Annotated in this window: 28 protein-coding genes; 17 read left to right on the forward strand and 11 right to left on the reverse strand. The window is 69.9% G+C overall.

Annotated features, from left to right (window positions below):
* Window positions 1-126: 126 nt before the first annotated feature.
* From ACWPXE_RS30495 to ACWPXE_RS30505, 3 genes are read left to right on the forward strand one after another with little or no spacing between them, the layout of a single operon-like run.
* A complete protein-coding gene (locus ACWPXE_RS30495; protein WP_454020819.1) occupies window positions 127-1,158 on the forward strand; it encodes an iron ABC transporter substrate-binding protein in 1,032 nt (343 codons plus the stop codon).
* Window positions 1,082-2,167 (forward strand): FecCD family ABC transporter permease, encoded by a 1,086-nt coding sequence (locus ACWPXE_RS30500; protein ID WP_454020820.1) that lies wholly within the window; start codon window positions 1,082-1,084, stop codon window positions 2,165-2,167. The genes ACWPXE_RS30495 and ACWPXE_RS30500 overlap by 77 nt, the downstream gene beginning before the upstream one ends.
* Entirely contained in the window at window positions 2,164-2,967 is an 804-nt protein-coding gene (locus ACWPXE_RS30505) for an ABC transporter ATP-binding protein (protein ID WP_454020821.1), read from the forward strand. Before ACWPXE_RS30500 ends, ACWPXE_RS30505 begins: the two co-directional genes overlap by 4 nt.
* A 7-nt stretch (window positions 2,968-2,974) precedes the next feature.
* Here ACWPXE_RS30505 and ACWPXE_RS30510 read toward each other — a convergent pair whose 3' ends face one another.
* The 8 genes from ACWPXE_RS30510 to ACWPXE_RS30545 form a co-directional block, all read right to left on the reverse strand.
* Window positions 2,975-3,616 (reverse strand): sulfite oxidase heme-binding subunit YedZ, encoded by a 642-nt coding sequence (locus ACWPXE_RS30510; RefSeq protein WP_454020822.1) that lies wholly within the window; start codon window positions 3,614-3,616, stop codon window positions 2,975-2,977.
* Window position 3,617: 1 nt separating this feature from the next.
* A complete protein-coding gene (gene msrP / locus ACWPXE_RS30515) occupies window positions 3,618-4,565 on the reverse strand; it encodes a protein-methionine-sulfoxide reductase catalytic subunit MsrP (protein WP_454020823.1) in 948 nt (315 codons plus the stop codon).
* Window positions 4,566-4,684: 119 nt separating this feature from the next.
* Window positions 4,685-5,713, reverse strand: coding sequence for a Gfo/Idh/MocA family protein (locus ACWPXE_RS30520; RefSeq protein WP_454020824.1), 1,029 nt, complete (start codon window positions 5,711-5,713; stop codon window positions 4,685-4,687).
* A gap of 5 nt (window positions 5,714-5,718) precedes the next feature.
* Window positions 5,719-6,354, reverse strand: a complete 636-nt coding sequence (gene eda / locus ACWPXE_RS30525) for a bifunctional 4-hydroxy-2-oxoglutarate aldolase/2-dehydro-3-deoxy-phosphogluconate aldolase (RefSeq protein WP_149167328.1) — start codon at window positions 6,352-6,354, stop codon at window positions 5,719-5,721.
* Complete coding sequence (locus tag ACWPXE_RS30530; RefSeq protein ID WP_454020825.1) at window positions 6,351-7,100, reverse strand: GntR family transcriptional regulator; 750 nt, start codon at window positions 7,098-7,100, stop codon at window positions 6,351-6,353. Before ACWPXE_RS30530 ends, eda begins: the two co-directional genes overlap by 4 nt.
* Window positions 7,101-7,122: 22 nt before the next feature.
* A complete protein-coding gene (locus tag ACWPXE_RS30535; RefSeq protein WP_454020826.1) occupies window positions 7,123-8,055 on the reverse strand; it encodes a sugar kinase in 933 nt (310 codons plus the stop codon).
* A 152-nt stretch (window positions 8,056-8,207) separates the two neighbouring features.
* Window positions 8,208-9,164: a DMT family transporter gene (locus tag ACWPXE_RS30540; RefSeq protein ID WP_454020827.1), complete on the reverse strand. Its 957-nt coding sequence runs from the start codon at window positions 9,162-9,164 to the stop codon at window positions 8,208-8,210.
* 166 nt (window positions 9,165-9,330) lie between these two features.
* A complete protein-coding gene (locus ACWPXE_RS30545) occupies window positions 9,331-9,807 on the reverse strand; it encodes a tetratricopeptide repeat protein (RefSeq protein ID WP_454020828.1) in 477 nt (158 codons plus the stop codon).
* Window positions 9,808-10,162: 355 nt separating this feature from the next.
* On the opposite strand from ACWPXE_RS30545, the gene ACWPXE_RS30550 reads away from it, so the two are divergent.
* The 7 genes from ACWPXE_RS30550 to ACWPXE_RS30580 all read left to right on the forward strand — a co-directional run bounded on the left by ACWPXE_RS30550 (window position 10,163) and on the right by ACWPXE_RS30580 (window position 15,767).
* Window positions 10,163-10,957 carry a response regulator transcription factor gene (locus tag ACWPXE_RS30550; RefSeq protein ID WP_454020829.1) on the forward strand — a complete coding sequence of 265 codons (795 nt, stop codon included), beginning with the start codon at window positions 10,163-10,165 and terminating at the stop codon, window positions 10,955-10,957.
* A 338-nt stretch (window positions 10,958-11,295) separates the two neighbouring features.
* Window positions 11,296-12,540, forward strand: a complete 1,245-nt coding sequence (locus ACWPXE_RS30555) for a flagellin N-terminal helical domain-containing protein (RefSeq protein ID WP_035682206.1) — start codon at window positions 11,296-11,298, stop codon at window positions 12,538-12,540.
* Between the two features lie 110 nt (window positions 12,541-12,650).
* Window positions 12,651-13,043, forward strand: coding sequence for a flagellar biosynthesis regulator FlaF (flaF, locus tag ACWPXE_RS30560; RefSeq protein WP_109072449.1), 393 nt, complete (start codon window positions 12,651-12,653; stop codon window positions 13,041-13,043).
* Window positions 13,033-13,470 carry a flagellar biosynthesis repressor FlbT gene (locus ACWPXE_RS30565; RefSeq protein ID WP_149167335.1) on the forward strand — a complete coding sequence of 146 codons (438 nt, stop codon included), beginning with the start codon at window positions 13,033-13,035 and terminating at the stop codon, window positions 13,468-13,470. The genes flaF and ACWPXE_RS30565 overlap by 11 nt, the downstream gene beginning before the upstream one ends.
* A 5-nt stretch (window positions 13,471-13,475) precedes the next feature.
* Entirely contained in the window at window positions 13,476-13,853 is a 378-nt protein-coding gene (locus tag ACWPXE_RS30570; RefSeq protein ID WP_149167336.1) for a flagellar protein FlaG, read from the forward strand.
* Entirely contained in the window at window positions 13,850-14,644 is a 795-nt protein-coding gene (locus tag ACWPXE_RS30575) for a DUF1217 domain-containing protein (RefSeq protein ID WP_454020830.1), read from the forward strand. The genes ACWPXE_RS30570 and ACWPXE_RS30575 overlap by 4 nt, the downstream gene beginning before the upstream one ends.
* Before the next feature lie 88 nt (window positions 14,645-14,732).
* The gene (locus ACWPXE_RS30580) at window positions 14,733-15,767 is read left to right on the forward strand and encodes a hypothetical protein (RefSeq protein WP_014199647.1); all 1,035 of its coding nucleotides are present in this window, start codon (window positions 14,733-14,735) and stop codon (window positions 15,765-15,767) included.
* A 31-nt stretch (window positions 15,768-15,798) separates the two neighbouring features.
* Here ACWPXE_RS30580 and ACWPXE_RS30585 read toward each other — a convergent pair whose 3' ends face one another.
* A complete protein-coding gene (locus ACWPXE_RS30585; protein WP_454020831.1) occupies window positions 15,799-16,995 on the reverse strand; it encodes an MFS transporter in 1,197 nt (398 codons plus the stop codon).
* Window positions 16,996-17,242: 247 nt separating this feature from the next.
* Here ACWPXE_RS30585 and ACWPXE_RS30590 point away from each other — a divergent pair, with 247 nt between their 5' ends.
* On the forward strand, window positions 17,243-18,115 hold the full coding sequence (locus ACWPXE_RS30590; protein ID WP_454020832.1) for a LysR family transcriptional regulator: 873 nt from the start codon (window positions 17,243-17,245) through the stop codon (window positions 18,113-18,115).
* Between the two features lie 6 nt (window positions 18,116-18,121).
* Here ACWPXE_RS30590 and ACWPXE_RS30595 read toward each other — a convergent pair whose 3' ends face one another.
* Both ACWPXE_RS30595 and fliI read right to left on the reverse strand, forming a co-directional pair.
* Window positions 18,122-18,721, reverse strand: coding sequence for a hypothetical protein (locus ACWPXE_RS30595; protein ID WP_454020833.1), 600 nt, complete (start codon window positions 18,719-18,721; stop codon window positions 18,122-18,124).
* The gene (gene fliI, locus ACWPXE_RS30600) at window positions 18,718-20,058 is read right to left on the reverse strand and encodes a flagellar protein export ATPase FliI (RefSeq protein ID WP_454020834.1); all 1,341 of its coding nucleotides are present in this window, start codon (window positions 20,056-20,058) and stop codon (window positions 18,718-18,720) included. Before fliI ends, ACWPXE_RS30595 begins: the two co-directional genes overlap by 4 nt.
* A gap of 125 nt (window positions 20,059-20,183) precedes the next feature.
* On the opposite strand from fliI, the gene ACWPXE_RS30605 reads away from it, so the two are divergent.
* The 6 genes from ACWPXE_RS30605 to flhA all read left to right on the forward strand — a co-directional run bounded on the left by ACWPXE_RS30605 (window position 20,184) and on the right by flhA (window position 24,752).
* The gene (locus ACWPXE_RS30605) at window positions 20,184-20,576 is read left to right on the forward strand and encodes a flagellar basal body rod protein FlgB (protein WP_454020835.1); all 393 of its coding nucleotides are present in this window, start codon (window positions 20,184-20,186) and stop codon (window positions 20,574-20,576) included.
* Window positions 20,577-20,596: 20 nt separating this feature from the next.
* Window positions 20,597-21,016, forward strand: a complete 420-nt coding sequence (gene flgC, locus ACWPXE_RS30610; RefSeq protein WP_041814269.1) for a flagellar basal body rod protein FlgC — start codon at window positions 20,597-20,599, stop codon at window positions 21,014-21,016.
* Window positions 21,017-21,030: 14 nt separating this feature from the next.
* Window positions 21,031-21,396, forward strand: a complete 366-nt coding sequence (locus ACWPXE_RS30615) for a flagellar hook-basal body complex protein FliE (protein ID WP_454020836.1) — start codon at window positions 21,031-21,033, stop codon at window positions 21,394-21,396.
* Between the two features lie 153 nt (window positions 21,397-21,549).
* Window positions 21,550-21,816, forward strand: a complete 267-nt coding sequence (gene fliQ, locus ACWPXE_RS30620; protein WP_200487003.1) for a flagellar biosynthesis protein FliQ — start codon at window positions 21,550-21,552, stop codon at window positions 21,814-21,816.
* A 1-nt stretch (window position 21,817) separates the two neighbouring features.
* Complete coding sequence (locus ACWPXE_RS30625) at window positions 21,818-22,588, forward strand: lytic transglycosylase domain-containing protein (RefSeq protein ID WP_454020837.1); 771 nt, start codon at window positions 21,818-21,820, stop codon at window positions 22,586-22,588.
* A gap of 70 nt (window positions 22,589-22,658) precedes the next feature.
* The gene (gene flhA, locus ACWPXE_RS30630; RefSeq protein ID WP_454020838.1) at window positions 22,659-24,752 is read left to right on the forward strand and encodes a flagellar biosynthesis protein FlhA; all 2,094 of its coding nucleotides are present in this window, start codon (window positions 22,659-22,661) and stop codon (window positions 24,750-24,752) included.
* The last annotated feature ends 10 nt before the right edge of the window (window positions 24,753-24,762 follow it).

Consider the following 24,762-nt stretch of genomic DNA (forward strand, 5'->3'; position numbering starts at 1 on the left):
GTCGCTGCGTTCGGCAAAAGCGCAACCCCCTCACCCTAACCCTCTCCCCGGAGGGGAGAGGGGACTTTGAACACGGGTCCATGGAGGTGGTGGCGAATGGAGGGTGGCGCGGGCAGGCGTGGATGGATGCTGGGCGTGGGCACCGGGCTGCTGCTCGCCCTGCTGGCCGGGCCGGCGGCGGCCGAGCGGATCGTCACGGACTCCTCGGGGCGCCGCGTCACCGTGCCGGAGCGGGTGGAGCGCGTGTTTCCCGCCGGGCCGCCGGCCTCCGTTGTCGTCTACATGCTGGCGCCCGACAGGCTGCTGGGCTGGACGCGGGCGATCAGCCCGCCGGAGCGGCCCTTTCTGCCCGACCGCTACGCCGACCTGCCGGAGCTGGGGCGGCTGACCGGGCGCGGCAACACCGTCAACCTCGAAACCGTGGTGGCCGCGAAGCCGGACGTCGTCGTCGATGTCGGCAGCACCGCCCCGACCTTCGTGTCGCTGGCCGACCGCGTGCAGGAGCAGACGCGGGTGCCGACCCTGCTGATCGGCGGGCATCTCGCCGACTCCGCGCGCACCTTCCGCACGCTCGGCACGCTGATGGGCGTGGCGGAGCGGGGGGAGGAGCTTGCCCGCTACGCGGAAACGACGCTGGCCGAGGTGCGCCGGCGCTTCGACGGCGTGCCGGAGGACAAGCGGTTGAAGGTCTACATGGCGCGAGGCCCGCGTGGCCTGCAGACCGGCATCCGCGGCTCCATCAACGTCGAGGCGCTGGACGTCGCCGGGGTGCGCAACGTCGCGGCGGAGAATCTCGGCAACGGCGGGCTGGTCAACGTGTCGATGGAGCAGGTGCTGGCCTGGCAGCCGGACGCCATCGTCACCATCGACCGCGGCTTCTACGAGAGCGTGTGGACCGATCCGCTGTGGCAGGGGGTGAAGGCGGTGCGCGACCGGCGCGTCTACCTCTCGCCGGGGCTGCCCTTCACCTGGATCGATTCCCCGCCCGCCGCCAACCGCCTGCTCGGCTTGCGCTGGCTGGGCGCCGTCCTCTATCCGGAACTGTTTCCGGAGGATCTGCGCGAGGAGACGCGACGTTTCTATGCCCTCTTCTACCACCGGGAACCCACCGCGGAGCAGATCGACGCCCTCCTCGCCGGCAGCCGCCCGCCGGGGTGAGGTCCCCTTCGCGCTGACGCTGGGCGGGGTGGCCGCGCTGCTGGTCGCCGCGGTCTGCGTCGCCTTCAGCACCGGCGCCTATCCCGTCTCACCGGGGGAACTGGCCGGGCTGCTCACGGCGAAGCTGGGCCTTGGGAGCGCTGCCGTCGCCCCGGCGGTGGAGACGGTGATCTGGGACATCCGCGGCCCGCGCGTGCTGACCGCCATGCTGGTGGGAGCGGGGCTGGCCGCCTCGGGGGCCGCGTATCAGGGGCTGTTCCGCAACCCGCTGGTCTCGCCGGACATCCTCGGCGTGTCGTCGGGGGCGGCGCTGGGGGCGGTGCTGGGCATCTTCGCCTCGCTGCCGGTCCTCGCCATCCAGGGCATGGCCTTCGCGGGCGGGCTGCTGGCGGTGGGGGTGGTGCTGGCCGTCGCCTCGGCCATCCGCGGGCGGGACCCGGTGCTGGTCCTGGTGCTGGGCGGCGTGGTGATCGGGGCGCTGCTGGGCTCCGGCGTGGCTCTGCTGAAGTATCTGGCCGACCCTTACAACCAGTTGCCGGCGATCACCTTCTGGCTGCTCGGCAGCCTGTCGGCGGTCAACCGTGGCGACCTCGCGGCGCTGGTCCCGCCGGTGGCGGTGGCGCTGGTTCCACTGGTGCTGCTGCGCTGGCGGCTGGACGTGATGACGCTGGGCGACGAGGAGGCGACGGCGCTCGGCGTGCCGGTGCGGGCGGTGCGGATCGTGGTGATCCTGGCGGCGACGCTGATGACCGCCGCCGCGGTGTCGGTCAGCGGCATCGTCGGCTGGGTCGGGCTTCTGGTGCCGCACCTTGCTCGGCTGATGGTCGGCCCGGCCTTCGTCCGGCTGCTGCCCACGGCGGTGCTGCTGGGGGCGGCCTATCTGCTGGCGGTGGACACGCTGGCCCGCAGCCTGGGGCCGGTGGAACTGCCGCTGGGCGTCCTGACCGCGGTGATCGGCACACCGGTCTTCCTCTGGCTGCTCGCCTTCGGAAAGCGCGGCTGGTCATGAGCGCGCGGCTGTCGGTGGAAGACCTCGCCTTCGGCTACGGCGAGCGGGTGGTCGGCGCCGGGGTCGGCTTCGCCGTGGCGGCGGGGGAGGTGCTGTGCCTGCTCGGCCCCAACGGCGGCGGCAAGACGACGCTGTTCAAGACGCTGCTCGGCCTGCTGCCGCCGCGCGGCGGACGGGTGCGCGTCGATGGCGAGGACACCGCCGGCTGGTCGCCGCGCCGCCGGGCGCTGGCCTTCGGCTATGTCCCGCAGGCGGGGGCTGGGCAGTTTCCCTTCACCGTGCGCGAGATGGTGCTGATGGGCCGCACCGCCCACCGCGGCGCCTTCAGCGCCCCCGCCGCGTCCGACCACGCCGCCGCCGAGGCCGCGCTGGAACGGCTGGGCATCGGATATCTGGCCGAGCGCGACTGGCTGCGCATCAGCGGCGGCGAGCGGCAGATGGCCCTGATCGCCCGCGCGCTTGCCCAGGCGCCGCGCGTGCTGGTGCTCGACGAGCCGACCGCCAGCCTGGATTTCGGCAATCAGGTGCGCGTGCTGGAGCAGGTGCGGCGGCTGGCGGACGGCGAGGGGGGCGAGGGGCTGACGGTCGTCTTCTCCACCCACCATCCGGAGCAGGCCTTCGCCATCGCCGACCGGGTGGCGCTGCTGCACGGCGGGCGGCTGGCCCGCTTCGGCACGCCGGAGGCGGTCATCACCGCCGCCATGATGCGCGAGGTCTACGGGACGGAAGTCGAGGTGGTGGCGGTGGGTGCGGACGGGATGCGGGTGTGTCTGCCGGTCGGGCTTAGGAGGCCGGGCTGAGGCGGGTTCAGGTCCGGTAGGACGGGGAGAGCCGCCCCGCCGCCGGTGACTTCGCGTAGCGCAGCGCGACCAGACCCAGCAGGATCGCCGCGTAGACAAAGGGCGGGTACTGCCAGCCCTTGACCAGCATCACGTAATGGACGCAGCCCGCCGCCCCGGCGACGAACACCGCCTTGTGCAGCGCCTTCCAGCGCCGCCCGCCGAGCCGCCGCACCATGCCGTTGGTCGAGGTCGCGGCCAGCGCCGTCAGGATCACGAAGGCGCCCATGCCGACCGTGATGTAGGGCCGCTTCACGATGTCCTTCCACACCGCCGCCCAGTCGAAGAACTGGTCCACCCCCACATAGACGGAGACGTGCAGCAGCGCGTAGAAGAAGGCGAACAGCCCGATCATCCGGCGGAAGCGCGCCAACCCCGCCTGACCCGTCAGGATGCGCAGCGGCGTGACGGCGAGTGCGACCAGGAGCAGGCGCAGCGCCCACAGCCCGCTCTGCCGCACCGCCTCGGCCACCGGCTCCGCCCCCAGCCCGCCGCTCAGGCCAAGCCAGACCATCCAGCCGAGCGGGACCAGACCCAGGACGAACACCGCCGGCTTCGCCCAGCGCGAGGACAACGCCTGGGCGACCGGGCCTTTCGACGTTGCGGCCATCTCAGTAGTTCTTCCGCAGGTCCATGCCGGCGTAGAGCGACGCCACCTCCTCGCCATAGCCGTTGAAGGGCAGCGTCTTGCGGCGCGAGAACTCGCCGACGCGGCGCTCCGTCGCTTGGCTCCAGCGCGGGTGGTCGACCTCCGGGTTCACGTTCGAGTAGAAGCCGTACTCGCGCGGCTGCGAGCGGTTCCAGGAGGTCGGCGGCTGGTCCTGCGTCAGGGTGATGCGGACGATCGACTTGATCGACTTGAAGCCGTACTTCCACGGCACGACCAGCCGCACCGGCGCGCCGTTCTGGTTGGGCAGCGTCTCGCCGTACATGCCGACTGCGAGGATGGTCAGCGGGTGCATGGCCTCGTCCATGCGCAGCCCCTCGACATAGGGCCATTGCAGCACGGGATATTTCAGGCCGGGCATCTGGGAGCGGTCGGCCAGCGTCTGAAAGGCGACGTACTTGGCGTTGCCGGTCGGGTCCACACGCTTCAGCAGCTCGGCCAGCGGGAAGCCGACCCAGGGAATGACCATCGACCAGCCCTCGACGCAGCGCAGGCGGTAGACGCGCTCCTCCAGCGGGAAGGACAGCAGATCCTCGATGCCAAAGGTGGTGGGCTTTCCGACATCGCCGTCCACCGCGATCTCCCACGGACGGGTGCGCAGCGTGCCGGCGTTCTCGGACGGGTCGGTCTTGTCCGTCCCGAACTCATAGAAATTGTTGTAGCTGGTCGCTGACTTCATCGGAGTCTGGGCGTCCATCTTGGGGTCCTTCGGACTGACCGTCAGCGGGGCCTGGAAGGGCGCGGCCAACGCCGGACCCGTCAGGACACCCGAGCCGCCGAGCGCCAGGGCTGCGGCGCCGCCGGCCATGATCGAGCGCCGGGACAGGAACAGACCGCGGGGCGTCACCTCGTTCTCGCTGGCCTGCGACGCGCTCCGGACTTTGATGAGCATGAACACTCTCCACAGGAAAGCCGCCGGGAGGCGACAGCGCCCCCCGTCCCTCATCTAGCCTTGGGCGCCGCTCCCGGCAAATCAAGCGCGGGACACGAGTTCGTGAGCGTGACGTGAGGTCAGTCTTCCGGAATCGCCGTGACGGCGCCGCTTTCGGCGGATTGCAGGATCGCCTCGATCAGCCGGTGGACCTTCAGCGCCTCCCGCCCGGACACGCGCGGCTGGGTGCCGTGGTCGAGCGCGTCGAGGAAGTCGGCCAGGACGGCGCGGTGGTGGGCGTTGGAGAAGGCCATGGGATCGGCCCCGCCGCCCAGCGTGCCCGCCGTCTCCCCCGCCTGGACCGTTTCGCCGGAGCGCAGTTGCACCTCCAGCCGGTCGCCGGTCAGCAGGGCGGAGCCGGCGGGGCCGGCGATCTCGATGCGTTCCGGATAGCCGGGATAGGCGGCGGTGGTGGCGTCCACCGTGGCGAGCAGCCCGCCATCGTAGCGCAGGGCGGCGCACACCACGTCCTCGGTGTCGATGGGGCGCAGGCCGCTGGTGTTGGCGAAGGCGGCGACGTCGCGGGGCAAGCCGAGCAGGCTGACACAGAGGTCCAGCGTGTGGATGGCCTGGGTCAGCAGAACGCCGCCGCCGTCGCGCGCCTTCATGCCGCGCCCCGGCTGGGCGTAATAGGCGTCGTCGCGCCACCAGCGCACCACGACGGAGGCCGACAGCGGACGGCCCAGCGTGCCGGTGCGCAGCAGCTCCGCCAGCCGTTCGGCGGCGGCGCGGAAACGGTGCTGGAGCATGACGCCGAGCGTCAGCCCGGCGCGCTCCATGCTCTCCACCACGGCGCGGCAGCCGGCTGGCGTGGCGTCGAGCGGCTTTTCCAGCAGGACGTGCTTGCCGGCGGCGGCGCAGCGGGCGACGAGGTCGGCGTGGGTGTCCGGCGGGGTCAGCAGCAGGACGGCGGAGACGGTGGGATCGTCGAGGATCGCCTCCGCCCGGTCCACCGCCGGCAGGCCGAAGCGCGCCGCGAAGGCGGTGCGGCGCTCGGCGGACGGGCTGAAGCAGCCCGCCACCTCCACCCGGTCCGCCAGATCCAGCAGGCTCTGGGCGTGCGGCGTCGCCGCCATGCCCAGCCCGATCACGCCGACGCGCCGCCGCATCCGGCTCAGCCCTGGGCCAGGGCGGAGGCCTCGCGGGCCAGCCGCTCGATCTCGGACCAGCGGCGCTCCTTCACCGCGTCGGCCGGGGTCAGCCAAGTGCCGCCGAGCGCGAAGACGTTGGGGAGCGACAGGATCTCCTTCACATGCTCCGCCTTGAGGCCGCCGGTCGGGCAGAAGCGGATCTCCGGCATCAGCGGTGCCATGCCGCGCAGCGCCGGGGCGCCGCCGTTCAACATCGCCGGGAAGAATTTCAGCTCGCGGAAGCCGTGCTCCATGGCGATCAGCGCCTCGGTCACGGTGGCGATGCCCGGCAGATAGGGCAGGCCGGCGGTCTTGGCGGCCTCCGCCAGACGGTCGGTCAGGCCGGGGCTGACGACGAAGCGGGCGCCGGCGTCGCGGGCCTGGGCGAACTGCTCCGGCCGGATCAGCGTGCCGAGGCCGACCAGGGCGCCCGGAACGCGGGCGGCAATGGCTTCCGCGCAGGCGAGCGCTGCGGGGGTGCGCAGCGTCACCTCCAGCGTGGTCAGGCCGCCGGCGACCAGCGCCTCGGCCAGGGCGACTGCGGTGTCCGGCTCGTCGAGAACGAGGACCGGGACGATGCGCGGGCCGGACAGGGAGGGTTCAAGACGCGGGTGGGTCATGTCAGGGCCTCGGCAGGAGAGAAATACAATGGGGTGGCGTGCCGCATGTCGTCGATGGTCAGCAGCAGGCCGTCGATGTGGTCGCCGAGCGCCTTCACCGCGCGGTCAGGGTCATGGTCCGCGATGGCGGCGACGATGGCCTCGTGCTCGGCGATGACGGTCGCCAAGCGACCGGGGTAGGGAAGGGTCATATGGCGGCAGCGGTCGATCTGCACCTTCACCTGCTGGGTGATTGGCCAGAAGCCGGGATAGCCGGCAATGTCGGCGATCAGCGCGTGGAACGTCTCGTCCGCCTGATGGAAACCGTCGGCGCAGCCCGAGGCGTCGACCTCGCGCTGGCGCTCCAGATTGGCCTGGAGGGCGGCGACCTGGCTGCGCGTGGCGCGTTCCGCCGCGAAGCGGACGGTCGCCTGTTCCAGCGTCTTGCGGATCAGGTTGGCTTCCGGCAGGGCGGCGATGGGAATGCGGGCCACGAAGGTGCCCGATTGCGGAAAGACCTCCACCAGCCCCTCGTCGGCCAGCCGCAGGACGGCCTCGCGCACCGGGGTGCGGCTGACCCCGAAGGCCTCGGCCACCAGCTTCTCCACGATCGGGTCGCCCGGCTTGCGGGCCAGCGACACGATGTCGGCCCGCAGGTCGCGGTAGATGGCCGCCGCCGCCGTGGTCCCGCGCTGCGAGGCGCGGGGCGGCTTCATGGGTCCCGGGGCGGTCGACGTCTGGCCGATGGGCGTTGGGGCTGGGGGCATGGAGGGTCCCTCCGTCAGGGGATCAGCCGTCCAGCACGGACGCCATGGCATCGCGCGGGATGACGGCGCCGCGGTGCTGGATGACCACGGCGGCGATGCGGTGGGCGGAGCGCGCCGCCTCCACCGGGCCGAGGCCCTTCAGGCGGGCGCTGAGATAACCGGCGCTGAAGCTGTCGCCCGCCGCGGTGGTGTCCACGACCTTGGCGACCTTCTCCGACGGCACGGTCTCCTCGACGCCGGGGGCGGAGACGATGCAGCCCGGCTTCTCCAGCTTCAGCACGATCTCCGTCACACCGGCGCCGCGCACGCGGGCCATGGCGCTGTCGGCATCGGCGTCGCCGTAGAGGCCGCGCAGGTCCTCGACGCCCGGCAGGGCGATGTCGGTGCGTTGGAGCATCGCGTCGTAGGCGCGCTGCGCCGTCTCGCGGTCGGGCCACAGGCGGGGACGCCAGTTGGTGTCGAAGGCGACGCGGCCGCCACGCTCGCGCAGGCGGTCGAGCATGGGGAACAGCACCTCCCGCCCGCGCTCGCCCCAGATGGCCAGGCTGATGCCGGACATGTAGAGCAGGTCGTAGCCTTCCAGATCGGCCACCAGCCCCGGGCTGTCGGGCAGCACGAACAGGTCGCGGGCCGGCGCGGAATCGCGCCAGTAGAGGAAGCGCCGCTCGCCGCTGTCGTCCGTCTCGATCATGTAGAGGCCGGGAACCCGGTTGGGAACGCGCAGCACATGGCCGGTGCCGACCCCTTCGGCCTCCCAAGTGGCGACCATGGCGTCGCTGTTGCTGTCGTCGCCCAGCGCCGTCACGTAATCCGTTGCCACGCCCAGCCGCGCCATGTAGACGGCGGTGTTCAGGGTGTCGCCGCCGAAGCCCATGGTGAAGGTGCCGTCGGGACGGCGCACCAGTTCGATCATGCATTCGCCAAGGGCCGCAACCCGGCGCGCGGACTCACCCATCGCCATCCCCCGTCCGGCGGTCCGATCCGCCAGTCTGTGCTAAAGAGTTCGAACAACACGGGTTTTTAGTCCCGTGCCTCCCAAGGGCAAGTATACTAATATATCAATGTCGGAAGCAAGGCTTTTCGGGGAATCGTCATGCCGAACAATGGTCATGGCGCGGGCGCTGCGGCGTTTTGCTGCTGCTTCTTGCGCAGCCGCTCGCGGTGGGCGGTGTAGAGGCCGCTGGCGATGATGATTCCGGTGCCGAGGAAGGTCCAGTAGTCGGGCAGCGCGCCGAAGATCAGGAAGCCCAGCAGCGTGGACCAGACGATCTGCACGTAGGAGCAGGGGGCCAGCACCGACGCCTCGCCGAAGCGGTAGGCCTGGACCATCAGCCACTGCCCCATGGTCGAGACCAGCCCGATCAGGGCGCCCAGCGCCACTTCCGTTGCGGTCGGCATGGTGAAGTTGAAGGGCAGCAGCACGGTCAGCACGGCAAGGCCCGTCAGGGCGGACCAGATCAGGGTGGTGGTGGGGTGCTCCTGCCCGGTCATCTTGCGGGTGATGACCACGCCGGTCGCCCAGCTCATCGCCGACAGGATGGGGAAGATGGCCGCCGGCTGGAAGGCCGCCCCGCCGGGCCGGATGACGATCAGCACGCCGAGCAGCCCGACCAGCACCGCCGCCCAGCGGCGCGGCCCGATCTTCTCGCCCAGCACCAGGATCGACAGCACGGTGACGAAGACCGGCGAGACGTAGCTGGTCGCCGCCGCCTCGGCCAGGGGCAGGTAATGCATGCCCATGATGAAGAACAGCGCCGAGCCCAGCATGCCCAGCCCGCGCAGAACCTGGAGGCCGGGGCTGGCGGTTTTCATCACCGGCGGACCACCGCGGATCATCAGCGGCAGCAGCAGCGTGGTGAAGCCGACGTAGCGCATCCAGCCGATTTCGATGGAGGGCAGCGTCTGGGCCAGATACTTCGCCGTCGCGTCGGAGCAGGAGAAGAAAAAAACCGCGGCGACGACCATCAGAATCCCGCGCACGGGATCGTCGCGGCGCTCGCGGCCATGTGACGACACGGTCTGAGCGGCGGACACCCCTTCCGGGGGTCGGGAGCAGTCGGGCATGGCCGGAGGGCGCTTCCAGGCAGGAGGGCAGCAATCGGAAGGATGGCCCGGGTCTCGGCCCGGTTGACCGTCAGGTTACTGATATATCATGCCTGGGAACAATGGTGCGGAGCGTCATGGCAGCCATACGGCCCGGCCCCGCGAATCCACAAGACGGGCCTGCAGTTCAGCCGTCGCCGCGATCCACGGCGACGGGGCCGCGCAGGGCCGAGGTGACGGCGGGAGCCGGGCGCAGCAGGGGCGTCGGCGGGTTGATCGGCAAGTCCATCAGGCCGCGGCGGGCGGCGTTGCGCTCCAGCTCGTAATCGGGATCGGGGAAGCGCTGGAGAAGCGTCTCGTAGGTGTCGCGCGCCGCGGCGGGGCAGCCCAGGATGCGGAACGCCTCGCCTTGCCGCAGCAGGGCGCCGGCCTCTGTCCCGCGGTGATAGGAGGCGAGGCTGGCCGCCACGGCGAACCAGCGGTCGTAGGCGGTCCACAGCGCCTCCACCGTCGGCCCCTCGCACCGCCCGGCCTCTACCGCCGCCTCCAGCGCCTGCCGGTAGGCGGTGTCGGGGGGCGGGGAGGTCATCGCGCAGCCGCCCGCCAGCAGGAGGACGCCCGTGAGGACGGTTCCGGCAATCGCCTGTCGGTTGCGGGTCGGCATCGGTTCCTCTCCCCCGTTCGCATCCTCTCGCCACCAGTGAAATACAACCGGGTTAAAGCCCGGTTCAAGCCTGTGGGGTAGCGTGCGCCGATGTGCGGCGTTGCGGGCAACTCGGGTGGAAAATGCTTCGAATTTCGAGGCAAAGAGCAGCCAAGAATCTACGCCTTAACGGATATTAAAAGTCATATAAAAGCGGGCCGTAACATTATCCCTTGAGGTAAGCCGAATGGTTGACTCGCGGTACAGGAAGGCTATTACCTGGGGGTGTGAGAAAATAAAGCACTCGGAATTAAGGAAAATTTTAAGTGCCTTGTCCTCCCGCCCTCTAGTTGAAACCCCTGTTGCGGAGAATCCCATGCGCGCTGTCCTGGTTGAACCGAACCCCCTGATCGCCGACGCGCTCGGCCGTCAGCTCGGCATGGGGAAGATCCGCTACGACCGCCAGGATTGGGCCGGGCTGGAGGAACTGCTGCAGGAGCAGGGTGCGGACGGGCTGGGTTACGACGCCATCGTCCTGGGCAGCGTCGACGACCCGGCGCGCTGCGTGGCGGCGCTGCGGGCGCATCAGGTCGGGGCGGCGATCCTCTGCCTGCTCGACCGGCGCTGCGTGACGACGACGGTGGAGCTGCTGCACGCCGGGGCCGACGACGTGCTGGTCAAGCCGGTGGTCAGCGCCGAGGTGCGGGCGCGCATCGAGGTGGCGCGGCGGCGCTCGCGCGGCTTGCTGAGCAACGCGGTGCGGGTCGGGCAACTGACGGTGTTCCTCGACGGGCGAGACCCGGAGGTCGCCGGCGAGCGGCTGCGGCTGAGCCAGCGCGAGCACGCCATCCTCGGCGTGCTGGCCGCCCATCACCGCCGCGTCGTCTCCAAGGAGCACATCTACGACGAGGTCTACGGCCTGTCCGGCGCCGACCCGCTGGACAAGGTCATCGACGTCTACATCTGCAAGCTGCGCAAGAAGATCGCCGAAGCCACCGGCGGCGCCCGCTACATCGAGACCGTCTACGGACGCGGCTACAAGTTCGAGGCCCCGCCCGAGCATGAAGAGGCCGTTCCGGCCGCCGCATCCGCCACCGCCGCACGCCGCTTCCCGGCCATCCCCTTCGCCGCGTCCGGCCTGCACCCCAGCTGTCTCGTCGCCGCCGAGTGACGGCGCCTTAATTTCAAAGTCTCGCCTTACGCTCCGTTTCCGACATTTTGCCCCCAACATTTTGAAAGACGCCATGGCCGCGGCCCTTTGGGCACGGCGGCTGAGCCGCTGTGCGCGGTCGCCGCATTTTTATAAAATGCATGATTACTTTTAAAAGATGCCCATCTTTGAAAGACGAATGCGTCACCCTGGAAATGCTGCGGTTTTTTACTCCGGTTTAAACGGGGTCGGTCACAGTCGAATGGTCGGTTGCGCGCCCATAAGAACCAAGTGGGAAGGCCCGCGCACCCGGCCCCAGCGTCAGAAAGGCGCTCTGCATCTCGCGAATGGAGATACACATGGCCTCGATCATGACCAACACCTCGGCGATGACCGCGCTGCAGACGCTGCGCCGCGTGACCGACGATCTGGCGACCACCCAGGATCGCATTTCGACCGGTCTCAAGGTCAACAACGCCAAGGACAACGCCGCCTACTGGTCCATCGCCACGACCATGCGCGCCGACGTCGCCGGCTTCAAGGCGGTGAAGGAATCGCTGGAACTGGGTTCGGGCACGACCAACACCGCGTCGGTGGCGTCCAAGAACATCGTCGAGAACCTGCAGACGCTGAAGGCCCGCGTCATCGCCGGCCAGACCAACGGCGTCGACAAGTCGCTGATCCAGAACGACATCGACCAGCTCGTCAAGCTGGTGAAGGGCGCCGCCGCCGACGCCTCCTTCAACGGCGACAACCTGCTGCGCATCACCTACTCCAACGACGGCACGGCCAAGGACCAGAACGTCGACATCCTGGCGTCGCTGAGCCGCAGCGCCGGCACGGTCGATCCGAGCTACATCAGCTTCCAGCGCCAGGACATGCAGGTCACCTCGATCGTCGGCAAGGCCACGATCGAGCAGCAGGTGGACTCCACCAACGACCTGAAGGCCAGCGTCGGCATCGCCATCGGTGCGCCGGACACCACCTTCATCGACGGCCAGAACCTGGGCCTGGGCAACCTGACCCTGAACGTCACCAACGAGGCGGGCACCAAGACCGCCGTGACGGTGGACCTGTCGGGCATCGACTACACCACGGATCTGGCGACCACCCAGGGCCTGATCGAGACCGCGGTCAACGCGGCCCTGACCACGGCCGGCGGCGACTTCCAGGTGGCCTTCAACGGCGACAAGCTGGAATTCACCGACCAGGACCTGAACACCGACGGCAACTTCACCGCCAAGGTGGACAGCCTGTGGGTCGGCTCGAAGGAAAGCGACGCCTTCGGCGGCCTGGCCGACCTGACGCAGATCGACGTGACCTCCAACGCCACCAAGTCGCTCGAGGTCATCAACGGCCTGCTCGACAAGGCCATCGGCAAGGCCGCGGTGATCGGTTCCATCGAGAACCGCGTGTCGGTGCAGAACGACTTCGTGTCGAAGCTGACCGACTCGATGAACAAGGGCATCGGCTCCCTCGTGGACGCCGACATGAACGAGGAATCGAGCCGTCTGCAGGCCCTCCAGGTCCAGCAGCAGCTTGCCACCCAGGCGCTGTCGATCGCCAACCAGGGTCCGCAGAACATTCTCTCGCTGTTCCGCTAACCCGGTCCGGCCGGCGTCCCGCTCCCGACGGGGCGCCGGCCATTTTTTCGTCTCACATCCAGTCCCAGCCCCCTTCCGGCGCCCCCGTGCGCGTTGCATAAGGTGCGACCATGAGCATCGCCGCCTACCAGCAGACGATGGCCGAGTGCGAAGACCCGCGCCGCATCGAATATCTGGTCTTCCTCCGCATCACCCTGGATCTGGAGGCCAACCGCGACGCCGGCTGGCGGTCGGCGGCGCTGAAGGACGCGCTGTGGCGCAACCTGGAACTCTGGAACACGCTGCGCGCCGACCTGCTGGAGGACGGCAACGCGCTGCCCGAGGCGCTGCGCGCCGGGCTGGTCTCGCTGTCCTTCTCGGTGGCCCGCCAGACGACCCAGGTGTTGCGCGGCGAGGCCGACGCGGGTGTCCTGATCGACATCAACCGGTCGGTCATGCGCGGCCTGCAAGGCGTGGCCCGCACGGAGGCTCCCGCTCCGATGGAGGCGTCCTATGGCGCTTAAGCTCCGCCTCAAGCCCTGCGAGCGCGTGGTCATCAATGGCTGCGTCGTGCAGAACGAGAACCGCCGCTACACCCTGACCGTCAGCAACTTCGCCCAGATCATCCGCGGCAGCGACATCATGCAGGAGGACGAGGCCGACACGCCGGTCCGCCGCGCCTATTTCGTGATCCAGAGCATGCTGCTGGACCCCCAGGCCGCGGAGGAGTACGGCAGCGTCGTCGCCGGCATGATGGCCAAGCTCTACACCGCCTTCATGCATCCGGAGATGCAGGACCGCATCATGCAGGCGATGCGCAACGTCAGCGACCGCGACTACTACAAGGCGCTGGCCTGCCTGCGGCCGGTGATGGCCTACGAGGACGGGCTGCTGAACGCGCAGCGCCCCCCGCGGGACGAGCGCGCCCCCGAGACTCGCGTGGAGGCGTGACCGCCATGCCCGCACCCATCCAGGGGCTGACCGGCGGCGTGTCCGGCGTCAACGGCGAGCGCGGCACCGCCAGCGCCGACCTGATCGCCGAAGCCCGCCAGCGCCAGGCCGACCGCTTGCGCGCCGCCCAGGTCGAAGCCGTCAAGGCCACCGAGGTGGTCGAGGAAACCCGCGCGCCGGCAGAATCCGACAATGGCCGCCGGCCCGACCCCATCCCGCCCTACCGGGTCAACCTCGACCCCGGCACGGGCCGCCTGTCCACCGAGGTGCTCGACACCCACACCGGTGAGGTGATCCTGCGCATCCCGCCCTCCTACGCTGACCCGGCGGAGGATGCGGCGGAGGAGAGCGGGCGGCCGAAGGCCCCGGAGGTGACGGCATGAGCACGCTCCAGGATTATCGCCAGATCGTCCGCAATCAGGACCGCTACGACGCGATGATCCGCTCGCGCCCCGACGTGAAGCGCAACATCGCCTATTTCGAGGCCAACATCGGCAAGATCTCCAGTGCCGAGGAGTTGCTGAAGGACGACAAGCTCTACCGCTTCGTCATGGTGGCCTTCGACCTGGAAAGCCAGACCTACGCGCGCGCCCTCATCCGCAAGGTGCTGGACCAGGGGGTGAAGGACCCGGAGGCGTTGGCCAACCGCATGAACGACGCCAAGTTCAAGGAGATGGCCACCGTCCTGTCCTTCAAGGAGACGGGGGGCGCCACGCTGAAGGAGCCGGCGATCGTCAAGGCCATCGTCGACCGCTACGTCGACGTGTCGCTGGAGGTGAAGGCGGAGGAGAGCAATCCGGCAGTCCGTCTGGCGCTCTACTTCGACCGCAAGGCGCCGCGCATCACCAACTGGTATCAGGTGATGGCCGACCGCGCGCTCCAGAAGGTGGTCTTCACCGCGCTCGACATTCCCGAGCAGTCGGCGCTGGGCGACCTCGACCGGCTGGTCGACAAGCTGAAGAAGCGCTTCGACATCGCCGACTTCAAGGACCCGGCCAAGCTCGGGAAGTTCCTGGACCGCTTCTCGGCCATGTACGACATGAAGAACGGCGCGCCCGCGGGAGCCTCCACAAACCTCCCCTACATCGGGCCGATCAACAGCCGCGGACGCTCCTCGATCATCGCCATCGACCCGTCCATCACCATGTCGCTGCTGAACTTCCCGCGCTTCTGAGCGGCGGCGTTCCGGCAGGCCGAATTTCGGGAGATTGGCTGTGCAGCCGAGCCGACAGGCCAAGCCGCCGGGCACTTGGCCGCACGTCGTGGCCCTGCTGCCCGGCCCGGACGACCGGGACGAGGACACCGCCCGCGACTCCCTTCATATCCTGCCGATGACCATCCTGCCGCTGGAGACTCCGGGCCTGCGCCGGGCGCGGCTGATCAAGAACGTCCGGCTGCAGACGGTGGTGGAGCTGTTCAACGACGTCCACGCCGGCAGCGGACAGGTGATGCCCAGCCAGTTGCCGCTGCATTTCGGCAACCGCTCGCCCGAGCTGGACCGCGACCTGCTGATGATCGGGCAGATCGCCCAGGCCGCCAGCTTCGACGTCTATTCCCTGCGCATCGAGCTGCGGCGCCTGAAGATCGCGGTGGACGAGCACGCCGCCTTGCGCCTGTCGCAGCGCCGGAAGGACCAGCTCACCCGCTACATGCGCGTCTTCACCCGGCCGCTGATCGAAAGCGTCTACGGCAGCGACGACGTGCAGGTGCAGAATGTCGAGGACCTGATCCGCCTGTTCGCCGAACCCGATCTGGCGGAGGTGCGCCGCCGGCTGACCATGATGGCCGACCGGCTGGACATCGCCATGGCCGACATCCCGGCCTTCCTGGAGGAGTATGGCGACATCTTCCTGTCGCTGGCCTATTTCAAGCAGTGCCTGGATGAGATCGTCCCCGACGTGCAGGCCTTCCTGGCCTGGATGGACGCGGTGCGCGGCTTCAGCGAGGTCCGCCGCGACGCCCGCCACGCTCGGATGCTCGACGAGGTGGGGCGCGACCTGACGGAGATCGCCGCCTCGATCACCGGGCGGTTCGAGAGCTTCGACAACCGCTCCAAGGACTTCTGGCGCAACATCAACGCCCAGAGCTTCCGCAGCATCCGCGACCTGATCACCAACCACCACGTCACCATCGGCGGGGTGCTGTGCGGGCTGGCGGTGAAGATGGCTCTGTGGAAGGCCCGCTTCTCCAGCGGCGGCGGCCCGGTCCGCCGCTTGGAGTTCATCCGCTCCGAAATCCTGCCGGGCCTGTCGCACATCCGCTCCCTGGAGCGCTCGGCGCGGAGCGGGGGGCGGTAAGGCCCCCGGCACCCCGTGATTTTTTTGCTTCTTAGCGGCGCCGCGCGGCGAGCTGGAGGGCGGTGGCCGCCGCGGCGACGGCGATGCCCAGACCGGTCACCGCGGTCCAGCCCCCGGCGTTCCAGGCCAGCGTCGCCGCACTCGACCCCAGCGCGCCGCCCAGGAACATGCCGCCCATGAAGACGGTGTTCAGCCGGGCGCGGGCTTCGGGGCGCAGGGCGTAGACGATGTGCTGGTTCGACACCAGGGCCGCCTGGACCGCGAAGTCGAGCAGGATCACCCCGGCGACCAGACCGGCGACCGACGTCCACAGCCCGAACAGCAGCCAGGACGCGAGCGTCAGCAGCGTGCCCAGCAGGATCACCCGGTGCGGCCCGCTGCGGTCGGCGATCCGCCCGGCCATCGGAGCGGCCAGGATGCCGACCGCGCCGACGATGCCGAACAGCCCCGCGGCGTCGGCGCCCAGGCCGAAGCGCGGCTCGGCCAGACGCAGCGCCAGGATGGTCCAGAAGGTGGTGAAGGCGGCGAACAGCAGCCCCTGGGTGACCGCGGCCAGCCGCAGGGCCGGGAACTCCCGCCACAGATGGACCAGCGAACGCATCAGCGCCGGGTAACGCAAGGACGCGTTCGGGTGGCTGCGCGGCAGCATGACGGCCATCAGCGCGGCCGCGGCCAGCGCCAGCGGCACGGCCAGCCAGAACATGGCGCGCCAGCCCTCGTGCGTCCCGACGAAGCCGGCCAGCGTGCGGCTCAGCAGGATGCCGGTCAGAACCCCCGACATGACGGTTCCCACCGCCGCCCCGCGCCGCTGCGGCGAGGCGAGATGCGCGGCGAAGGGAACGATCTGCTGCGCCACCGTCGCCGAGACGCCGAGCAGCAGCGAGGCGGCGACCAGCAGGGCGGGACCCTGCGCCAGCGCCGTCACGACCAGCGCCGCCGCCAGCAGCAGGAACTGCCCGACGATCAGCCGCCGCCGCTCCACCAGATCGCCGAGCGGGACGAGCAGGAGCAGGCCGGCGGCGTAGCCCAACTGCGTGGCGGTCGGGATCATGCCGGTCAGCGGGCCGGGCAGGTCGCCTTCGATCAGGCCCAGCATGGGCTGGTTGTAATAGATGTTCGCGACGGCCAGCCCCGCGGCGGTCGCCATCGCGAAGGTCAGCCCTCGGCCGAGCCGGGTCTGTTCCGGTGCGTGGGTTGATGTGTGGGGCATTGTGTCGGTGATGCTCATGACAGAGGGTCCTTTTGCAACATCCCCTCTCCCCTCTGGGGAGAGGGTTTAGGGTGAGGGGGTTGCGCGTGTTGGTACGTTCGGCACAAGCGCAACCCCCTCACCGGCCCTTCGGACCACCCTCTCCCCAGAGGGGAGAGGGCTATGTGAGGCCCAAGGCGATGATCTCTGAAACGGACCCTATCGCACTTTCACAATTCGCATCAGTCATGCAGAATGAAGGGCCTGTGTATCGGAACATGAAGCAATGGACCTCGCCGGACTTGCCGTTCTGGTGGAAGCCGCCCAGGCCGGCAGCCTTGCCGGGGCGGCGCGGCGGCTGGGCATCTCGCCGCTGATGGCGACCCGGCGGCTGGCCGCGCTGGAGGACGTCCTGGGCGCGCGGCTGATGCAGCGGACCACCCGCTCCCTCGCCCTGACGCCGGAGGGGGAGGCGATGCTGCCCTTCGCCCAGGCGATGCTGGAGAACGAGGCGGCGGCGCGGGCCAGCGTCCGACCGTCCTCCGCCGGGGCGTCGGGGCTGCTGCGGCTGACCGCCTCCGCCGCCTTCGGGCGCAAGGTGGTGGTGCCGGTGGTCGCGGACTTCCTGAAGGACAACCCGCAGGTCTCGGTCGATTTGCTGCTGACCGACACGGTGGTGGACATCGTCGGGCAGGGGATCGACCTCGCCATCCGCATCGCCCATCTGAAGGACAGCGCGCTGATCGCGCGGCGGCTGGCCGACAACCCGCGGGGGCTCTATGCCACGCCCGGCTATCTGGCGGCGCGCGGCGCGCCCGCCGCCGTCGCGGATCTGGCGGAACACGAGTGCCTGTGTCTGTCCGGCACGACCCATTGGAGCTTCGCGGGCGACGGGCGGGAGCGGCGCATCCGGGTGCGTGGCCGCTTCACCGCCAACTCCATCGAGGGGTTGCGCGACATCTGCCTCGCCGGGCTCGGCATCGCCGTCCTGTCCGAGTGGGACGTGCGCGACGAGGTGGCGCGCGGCGCGCTGGTGGCGCTCCGCCTCTGCGATGGCGAGCTTGAGCCGCTGGCGGTGTGGGGCGTCCATCCCTCGGCGCGCTTCGTGCCGCCGAAGGTTCGGCTGTTCATGGACGCGCTGGCGAAGGCGCTGCGCTGACCGGGGTCAGAGGCGGACGGCCGGGCGGTCCGCCGGTTGGGTGGCGTGCAGTTCGTAGAGCTTCGCCAGGATTTGCGGGGCGGGCTGCTCCGCCTTGGGCGCCGGTGCGTCCGCCGCAGCGTCGGTGCTCGGCGTCTTGCGGGCGAGCGCTTCCGCCAGCACGGCGGGGGACGGGCGATGGTCCGTCGGCGGCTCCTGCGCCGGGCCGGCGAGGAAGGGCAGGGGCGGGGCGATGGACGGCACGTCCTTCGTCGGGGTTGTCGTCTCCTCGTCGCCGCCCTCCGCCAGCGCGACGAGGTGGCCCAGCGGGTCGTCGCCGGTCACCGCCTCGAAGGCGGCCATGGCGGCGCTGCCCAGCAGGCCGACGGGGCCGCCGAACAGGAAGCCGCCGGCCAGCCGCGCTGGTAGGCCGATCCCGTCGCCGGTGGCGTGACGGTAGATCTGAGACACCCCCGGCAGATGCTGGAGCGGGTTCACCGCGTCCAGCAAGTCCCCGAAATCCAGGCTGAGGTCCGTCGTCTCCTGCTTGGTCGGGGCCTTCACGGCGTCCCGTGCGGCGGTGGTCGGGGCAAGCGCGCGGGCGGCGAGCGCGGTGGCGTTGGTCATGGCGTGGCTCCGGCGGGAACGGCGAGGATGCGGTCGAGGATGCGGAAGGAGTCGAGGGACGGCGTGGCATCGTCCTTGCCCTGGCGCAGGAACTCCTCCAGCGCCGGGTTCAGCGCGACGGCGTCGTCCACCTCCGCGTCGGTGCCCTGCTTGTAGGCGCCGATGCGCACCAGCTCCCGCATGTTGTCGTAGGTGGCGGCGAGGCTCCGCGCGCGGCGCAGCAGGGCGTTCTGCTCCGCCGTGTGGCAGCCAGGCAGCAGGCGCGACACGCTGCGCAGCACGTTGACGGCGGGGTAGCGCCCCTGCTCGGCGATGCGGCGGTCCAGAACGACGTGACCGTCCAGGATACCGCGCACCGCGTCGGCGATCGGCTCGTCGTGGTCGTCGCCGTCCACCAGGACGGTGAAGATGCCGGTGATGTCGCCCTGGCCCTCTTGTCCCGGCCCGGCGCGCTCCATCAGTTTGGGGAGTTCGGCGAAGACGCTGGGCGGGTAGCTCTTGGCGGTCGGCGGCTCCCCGGCGGCCAGCCCGATCTCGCGCTGGGCCATGGCGAAGCGCGTCACGCTGTCGATCAGGCAGAGGACGTGCAGGCCACGGTCGCGCAACTCCTCCGCCACGGTCAAACAGAGATAGGCGGCCTGCCGGCGCATCAGCGGCGGCTCGTCCGAGGTGGCGACCACGACGACGGAGCGGGCGAGGCCGTCCGCGCCCAGATCGTCCTGGATGAACTCCTGCACCTCGCGCCCGCGCTCGCCGACCAGACCGATCACGATGGCGTCGGCCCCGGCGTGGCGGGCGACCATCGACAGCAGCGTCGACTTGCCGACGCCCGACCCGGCGAAAACGCCCATGCGCTGGCCGCGGCAAATGGGCGTGAAGACGTCGATGGCGCGCACACCGGTGTCCATCTTCGCCCCCACCCGGCGGCGCGCGTAGGCCGGGGGCGGTGCCGCGCGCAGCGGGCGGGCGTGGTGGCCGTTGCGCAGCGGGCCATGCCCGTCGATCGGTTCGCCCAGCGCGTTGACGACGCGGCCCAGCCAGCCGGGGCCGGGGCGCAGCGTGAAGGCGGTGTCGTCGGTGACGGCGGCGCAGCCCTCCGCCACGCCGTCCAGATTGTCGAAGGCCATCAGCAGCGTGCGGCCCTGGCGGAAGCCGATCGTCTCGCACAGCAGCCGTTGGCCGCGCGCCGTCTCCGCCCAGCATTTGTCGCCCACCGCCAGGACGCGGCGCAGCCCCTCCACCTCCAGCGTCATGCCGGTGGCGCTGCGGATCTCGCCGCGCCAGGATCGGGTCGGCATCCGCTCGATCTCGGACAGAAGGTTGGAAAGCACGCGCATCGCCGGGACGTCTCCGCCGTGTCGGAATGCGGTGATCCTGCCACGAGGATTTTAAATCCGGTTTTAAACGGCGGGCGTCATCTTGGTCCTGCCTTGCTTTCCGGCTTTGCGATAGGGCCGTTCCAATGGATTTTAGCAATATTTCGGTGTTCCGGCTGACCGGCGCGCGCCTCGATTACTTGGCGGAGCGGCAGAAGCTGATCGCCGCCAACGTCGTGAACGCCAACACGCCCGGCTATCAGCCGAAGGACCTGAAGCCCTTCGCGGCGCTGATGGACGGCCCGCAGACGGTGGCGCCCGCGCTCACCTCGCCCATGCACCTGACGGGCTTCAACCCGTCCGGCGCGGTGCAGGAGGCGCGCAGGCCCGAGCAGTGGGAAACCACGCCCGACGGCAACGCCGTGTCGCTGGAGCAGGAGATGACCAAGGGCAGCGAGACGCGCGACGCCTTCGCCCTGACCGCCGGCCTGTTCCAGCGCAACCTGCAGATCCTGCGCGCCGCCTGGCGCGCCGGCTGACGACTTCGGAGCCCCCTCCCATGCTCACCGATCCCCTGGCCGCGACGATGCGGATCGCCAGTTCGGGCCTGCAGGCGCAGGGCACCCGGCTGCGCGTGGTCGCCGAGAACATCGCCAACTCCGATTCCACCGCCATGACCGCGGGCGGCGATCCCTACCGCCGCAAGACCGTTTCCTTCGCGACCACGATGGACCGCGCCGCCGGGTCGGAGATCGTGAAGGTCAAGCAGATCGGGCGCGACCGCAGCGACTTCCAGCTCGTCTACGAGCCCTCGCACCCCGCCGCCGACGAGAAGGGCTACGTCAAGCGCCCGAATGTCCAGCCGCTGATCGAGATGATGGACATGCGCGAGGCCAGCCGCTCCTTCGAGGCGAGCGTCAACGTCATCGAGCAGTCGCGCAGCATGATGAGCCGCATGATCGACCTTCTGCGCGGCTGAGGAGACCCAAGAGCATGATCGAACCCATCGGCCGCGCCGCCGCCGCCTACGGCCTCCACCGTGCGCCCCTGACCCAGCCGGCTCCCGCCGCTTCGCTCGCCACGCCGCCCACCGCGGCGGCGGCCGCGGCATCGCCGTCGGCCGAGACGTCGGCGTCGGCGGAGAGCAGCTTCGGCGCTTTCCTCGACCGTCAGGTGTCGCAGGCGGTGGAGACGCTGAACGAGGGCGAGCGCATGTCCGTCGCCGCCGTCGCCGGCAAGGCCGGCACGCACGAGGTCGTGCGCTCCGTGCTCGCCGCCGAGATGACCGTGCAGACGGTCGTGTCGATCCGCGACCGCATGGTGCAGGCCTATCAGGACGTCATGCGGATGGCGATTTGAGCGCGTGTGTTGGGACGCATTGCCCCCTCCCTAACCCTCCCCCGCTTCGCAAGGGAGGGGATGATCTCCTTCCCTTGCGAAGCGGGGGCGGGAAGGGGCCCGCGGCGACGCCGTGGGAACGGCGGCGGCAACACGCTCCCCAGGAGAACCCCGATGAACGAAGCCGACGTGTTGGAAGTCCTGCGCACGGGCATCTGGACGATGCTGCTGATCGCCGCGCCGCCGCTGGTCATCGCGGTTCTGGTGGGCGTGGCGATCTCGCTGATCCAGGCGCTGACCCAGGTGCAGGAGATGACGCTGACCTTCGTGCCGAAGATCGTCGCCATCCTGGTCACCACCGTGTTGGCGCTGCCCTTCATGTACGGCGCGCTCACCACCTACGCCGACCGGCTGGGCAGCCTGATCGTCTCGGTGCGGTGACATGCGCCGGCTGGCCGGACTGGCGGCGCTGCTCCTGGCCGGAACCGCGACCGCCGCGGAGGTGAAGCCGCCCGCCGCGCAGATCGGCACATGGTCCACCGCCCTCTACGCGCCGCGCGTCCTGCCGTCCCGCAGCCTGCCGCCGGAGGCCGCCTGCATCGACGCCATCCTGGCGGCGGAGCGCGAGGCAGGCGTGACCGACCACATGCTGCTCGCCATGGGCTTCACCGAGGCCGGGCGGATGACCGCCGACCGGCTGTTCACCGTCTGGCCCTGGACCGTCAACACCGAAGGCGCCTCCCATTACTTCCCGACGCGGGACGAGGCCATCGCCTTCGTGCGCGCCGCGCAGGCGCGGGGCACGCGCTCCATCGATGTGGGCTGCCTCCAGGTGAACCTGAAATGGCACCCCGACGCCTTTCCCGACCTGGAGACCGCCTTCGACCCGCGTGCCAACGCCCGTTACGCCGCGCGCTTCCTGGGCGACCTGCACCGCGCGCAGGGATCGCTGGACGCCGCCATCGCCCGCTACCACTCCGCCCAATCGGAGCGCGGGGCGGCCTACCGCGAGCGGGTCGGCGGCAACCGGCGCTGGGTGGCCGGCGCCATGGATTACCTGAAGACGCTGGCCGCCGGTCCCCAAGCGGCCGCTTCCAAAGCCGCCCCCGGCGCGTTGCCCGCCTGGGGCCGGGCGGAGCTGGGCCGGCTGTCCTTCCTGTCCAGCCTCTACGCCAACGCGGCGGTGAAACCCCTTCTGCCGGGCGCGGACTGACCCCGACGTAAAAGCCGGTTTTACCGCGGGGCGCTAGCGTACCAACGGTGTCGCACCCTGGAGTTCCCGCATGGCTTTCACGGACACCCTTCGGAACCGGATGACCAGCCTCGGCGATGCCGGGCTGGCGAACCGCGACGTGCTGTTCGCGCTGGGCATCCTGCTGGTGCTGGCGGTGCTGTTCCTGCCGGTGCCGACCTGGTTCCTTGACCTCGGGCTGACGCTGTCGCTGGCGGTCAGCGTGCTGATCCTGATGGTTTCGCTGTGGATCAGCAAACCCCTGGACTTCTCCTCCTTTCCGACCGTGCTGCTGGTCGTCACGGTGCTGCGGCTGGCGCTGAACATCGCGTCCACCCGCCTGATCCTCAGCCACGGCCACACCGGCCCGTCCGCCGCCGGCCATGTGATCGAGGGCTTCAGCCAGTTCATCATGGGCGGCAATTTCGTGATCGGCGTGGTGATCTTCGCCATCCTGATCGTCATCAACTTCGTGGTCATCACCAAGGGCGCCTCCCGCATCGCGGAGGTCGGCGCACGCTTCACGCTGGACGCCATTCCCGGCAAGCAGATGGCCATCGACGCCGACCTGTCCGCCGGCATGATCGACGACGTCGAGGCCCGCCGCCGCCGCAAGGAGCTGGAGGACGAGAGCACCTTCTTCGGCGCCATGGACGGCGCGTCGAAGTTCGTGCGCGGCGACGCGGTGGCCGGGCTGGTCATCACCGCCATCAACGTGCTGGGCGGCATGGCCATCGGCATGGCGCAGCAGGGCATGTCCTTCGAGTCCGCGGCGTCGGTCTACACCATCCTTACGGTGGGCGACGGTCTGGCGACGCAGATCCCGGCGCTGGTCGTCTCGCTGGCCGCCGGCCTGCTGGTGACCAAGGGCGGCAACGTCGGCTCCGCCGATCAGGCGGTGCTCGCCCAGCTCGGCGGCTATCCCAAGGCGCTGATGGTGGCGGGCGGTCTGCTCTGCACGCTGGGCGTGACGCCGGGCCTGCCCGCCGCGCCCTTCATGCTGCTGGGCGGTGGCTTCGGCGCGGCGGGCTGGTACGCGATGCGCGGCAAGATGCGCCGCGCAGCACTCGCCCGGCTGGAGGAGAGCCGCAAGGCGCCCACCGCCCCGGCCGAGGAGGCGGTGGAGGACATGCTGAAGGTGGACGAGGTGAAGGTGGAGGTCGGCAACCACCTCGTCCCGCTGATCCTCAACAAGAACGGCCCGCTGACCGGCAAGGTGAAGACGCTGCGCAAGCGCTTCGCCAAGGAATTCGGCTTCATCCTGCCGTCGGTGCGCATCAAGGACAGCAGCTTCCTCCCGCCCAAGGGCTACGTCGTCAGCGTGATGGGCGTCGAGGTGGCGAGCGGCGAGGTGCGGCCCAAGCAGTTGCTCGCCATCGACCCGTCCGGCGGGGCGGCCCCCGACCTGCCCGGCGAGGCGACGCGGGAGCCGACCTTCAACCTCCAGGCCCGCTGGATCGACCCGGCCCGCCACGAGGAGGCCATCGCCAAAGGCTACACGGTGGTCGACCCGGAAAGCGTCATCACCACCCACCTGACCGAGGTCATCAAGGACCATCTCTCGACCCTGCTGACCTTCGCCGCCATGCAGAAGCTGCTCGACGGGCTAGGGCGGGAGTACCAGAAGCTGATTTCCGACATGGTGCCGTCGCGCATCACGCTGGTGGTGGTGCAGCGCGTGCTCCAGGCGCTGCTGGCGGAGCGGGTGTCTATCCGCAACCTGCCGGCCATCGTCGAGGCCATCGCCGAGGCGGTGAACTGGACGCGCAACATCACGCTGGTCACCGAGCATGTGCGGGCGCGGCTCGGCCAGCAGATCTGCCAGTCGCTGACCGCACCCGACGGCTTCGTCCCGGTCATCGTCTTGACCCCGCGCTGGGAGCAGGCGCTCCAGCAGAGCGTCATCGCGGAGGGCGAGGACCGCCGCTTCGCCATGCCGCCGACCCAGGTGCAGGAGTTCCTGACCGCGCTGCGCATCACCATCCAGAAGCACGCCACGCCGCAGGTCTGGCCGGCGCTGCTGGTCGGGGCGGAGGTGCGGCCCTTCGTGCGCTCCCTGCTGGAGCGGGTCAGCCCGATGACTCCGGTCATCAGCCACGCCGAGCTGCACCGCAAGGTGTCCGTCAAGACGATCGACCAAGTCTGAAGGAACGGTG

Source organism: Azospirillum sp. Marseille-Q6669, assembly GCF_965111635.1.

Coding starts and splice junctions, on each gene's coding strand:
- ACWPXE_RS30550 (WP_454020829.1), top strand. CDS start 10,163: ATGCGCGCTGTCCTGGTTGAACCGAACCCCCTGATCGCCGACGCGCTC.
- ACWPXE_RS30575 (WP_454020830.1), top strand. CDS start 13,850: ATGAGCACGCTCCAGGATTATCGCCAGATCGTCCGCAATCAGGACCGC.
- fliQ (WP_200487003.1), top strand. CDS start 21,550: ATGAACGAAGCCGACGTGTTGGAAGTCCTGCGCACGGGCATCTGGACG.
- eda (WP_149167328.1), bottom strand. CDS start 6,354: ATGACCCACCCGCGTCTTGAACCCTCCCTGTCCGGCCCGCGCATCGTC.
- ACWPXE_RS30595 (WP_454020833.1), bottom strand. CDS start 18,721: ATGACCAACGCCACCGCGCTCGCCGCCCGCGCGCTTGCCCCGACCACC.
- flgC (WP_041814269.1), top strand. CDS start 20,597: ATGCTCACCGATCCCCTGGCCGCGACGATGCGGATCGCCAGTTCGGGC.
- flaF (WP_109072449.1), top strand. CDS start 12,651: ATGAGCATCGCCGCCTACCAGCAGACGATGGCCGAGTGCGAAGACCCG.
- ACWPXE_RS30535 (WP_454020826.1), bottom strand. CDS start 8,055: ATGGGTGAGTCCGCGCGCCGGGTTGCGGCCCTTGGCGAATGCATGATC.
- ACWPXE_RS30605 (WP_454020835.1), top strand. CDS start 20,184: ATGGATTTTAGCAATATTTCGGTGTTCCGGCTGACCGGCGCGCGCCTC.
- ACWPXE_RS30505 (WP_454020821.1), top strand. CDS start 2,164: ATGAGCGCGCGGCTGTCGGTGGAAGACCTCGCCTTCGGCTACGGCGAG.
- ACWPXE_RS30510 (WP_454020822.1), bottom strand. CDS start 3,616: ATGGCCGCAACGTCGAAAGGCCCGGTCGCCCAGGCGTTGTCCTCGCGC.
- ACWPXE_RS30545 (WP_454020828.1), bottom strand. CDS start 9,807: ATGCCGACCCGCAACCGACAGGCGATTGCCGGAACCGTCCTCACGGGC.
- ACWPXE_RS30565 (WP_149167335.1), top strand. CDS start 13,033: ATGGCGCTTAAGCTCCGCCTCAAGCCCTGCGAGCGCGTGGTCATCAAT.
- ACWPXE_RS30495 (WP_454020819.1), top strand. CDS start 127: ATGCTGGGCGTGGGCACCGGGCTGCTGCTCGCCCTGCTGGCCGGGCCG.
- ACWPXE_RS30585 (WP_454020831.1), bottom strand. CDS start 16,995: ATGAGCATCACCGACACAATGCCCCACACATCAACCCACGCACCGGAA.
- ACWPXE_RS30555 (WP_035682206.1), top strand. CDS start 11,296: ATGGCCTCGATCATGACCAACACCTCGGCGATGACCGCGCTGCAGACG.
- ACWPXE_RS30520 (WP_454020824.1), bottom strand. CDS start 5,713: ATGCGGCGGCGCGTCGGCGTGATCGGGCTGGGCATGGCGGCGACGCCG.
- ACWPXE_RS30590 (WP_454020832.1), top strand. CDS start 17,243: ATGGACCTCGCCGGACTTGCCGTTCTGGTGGAAGCCGCCCAGGCCGGC.
- fliI (WP_454020834.1), bottom strand. CDS start 20,058: ATGCGCGTGCTTTCCAACCTTCTGTCCGAGATCGAGCGGATGCCGACC.
- ACWPXE_RS30540 (WP_454020827.1), bottom strand. CDS start 9,164: ATGCCCGACTGCTCCCGACCCCCGGAAGGGGTGTCCGCCGCTCAGACC.
- ACWPXE_RS30615 (WP_454020836.1), top strand. CDS start 21,031: ATGATCGAACCCATCGGCCGCGCCGCCGCCGCCTACGGCCTCCACCGT.
- ACWPXE_RS30500 (WP_454020820.1), top strand. CDS start 1,082: ATGCCCTCTTCTACCACCGGGAACCCACCGCGGAGCAGATCGACGCCC.
- flhA (WP_454020838.1), top strand. CDS start 22,659: ATGGCTTTCACGGACACCCTTCGGAACCGGATGACCAGCCTCGGCGAT.
- ACWPXE_RS30625 (WP_454020837.1), top strand. CDS start 21,818: ATGCGCCGGCTGGCCGGACTGGCGGCGCTGCTCCTGGCCGGAACCGCG.
- ACWPXE_RS30530 (WP_454020825.1), bottom strand. CDS start 7,100: ATGCCCCCAGCCCCAACGCCCATCGGCCAGACGTCGACCGCCCCGGGA.
- ACWPXE_RS30570 (WP_149167336.1), top strand. CDS start 13,476: ATGCCCGCACCCATCCAGGGGCTGACCGGCGGCGTGTCCGGCGTCAAC.
- msrP (WP_454020823.1), bottom strand. CDS start 4,565: ATGCTCATCAAAGTCCGGAGCGCGTCGCAGGCCAGCGAGAACGAGGTG.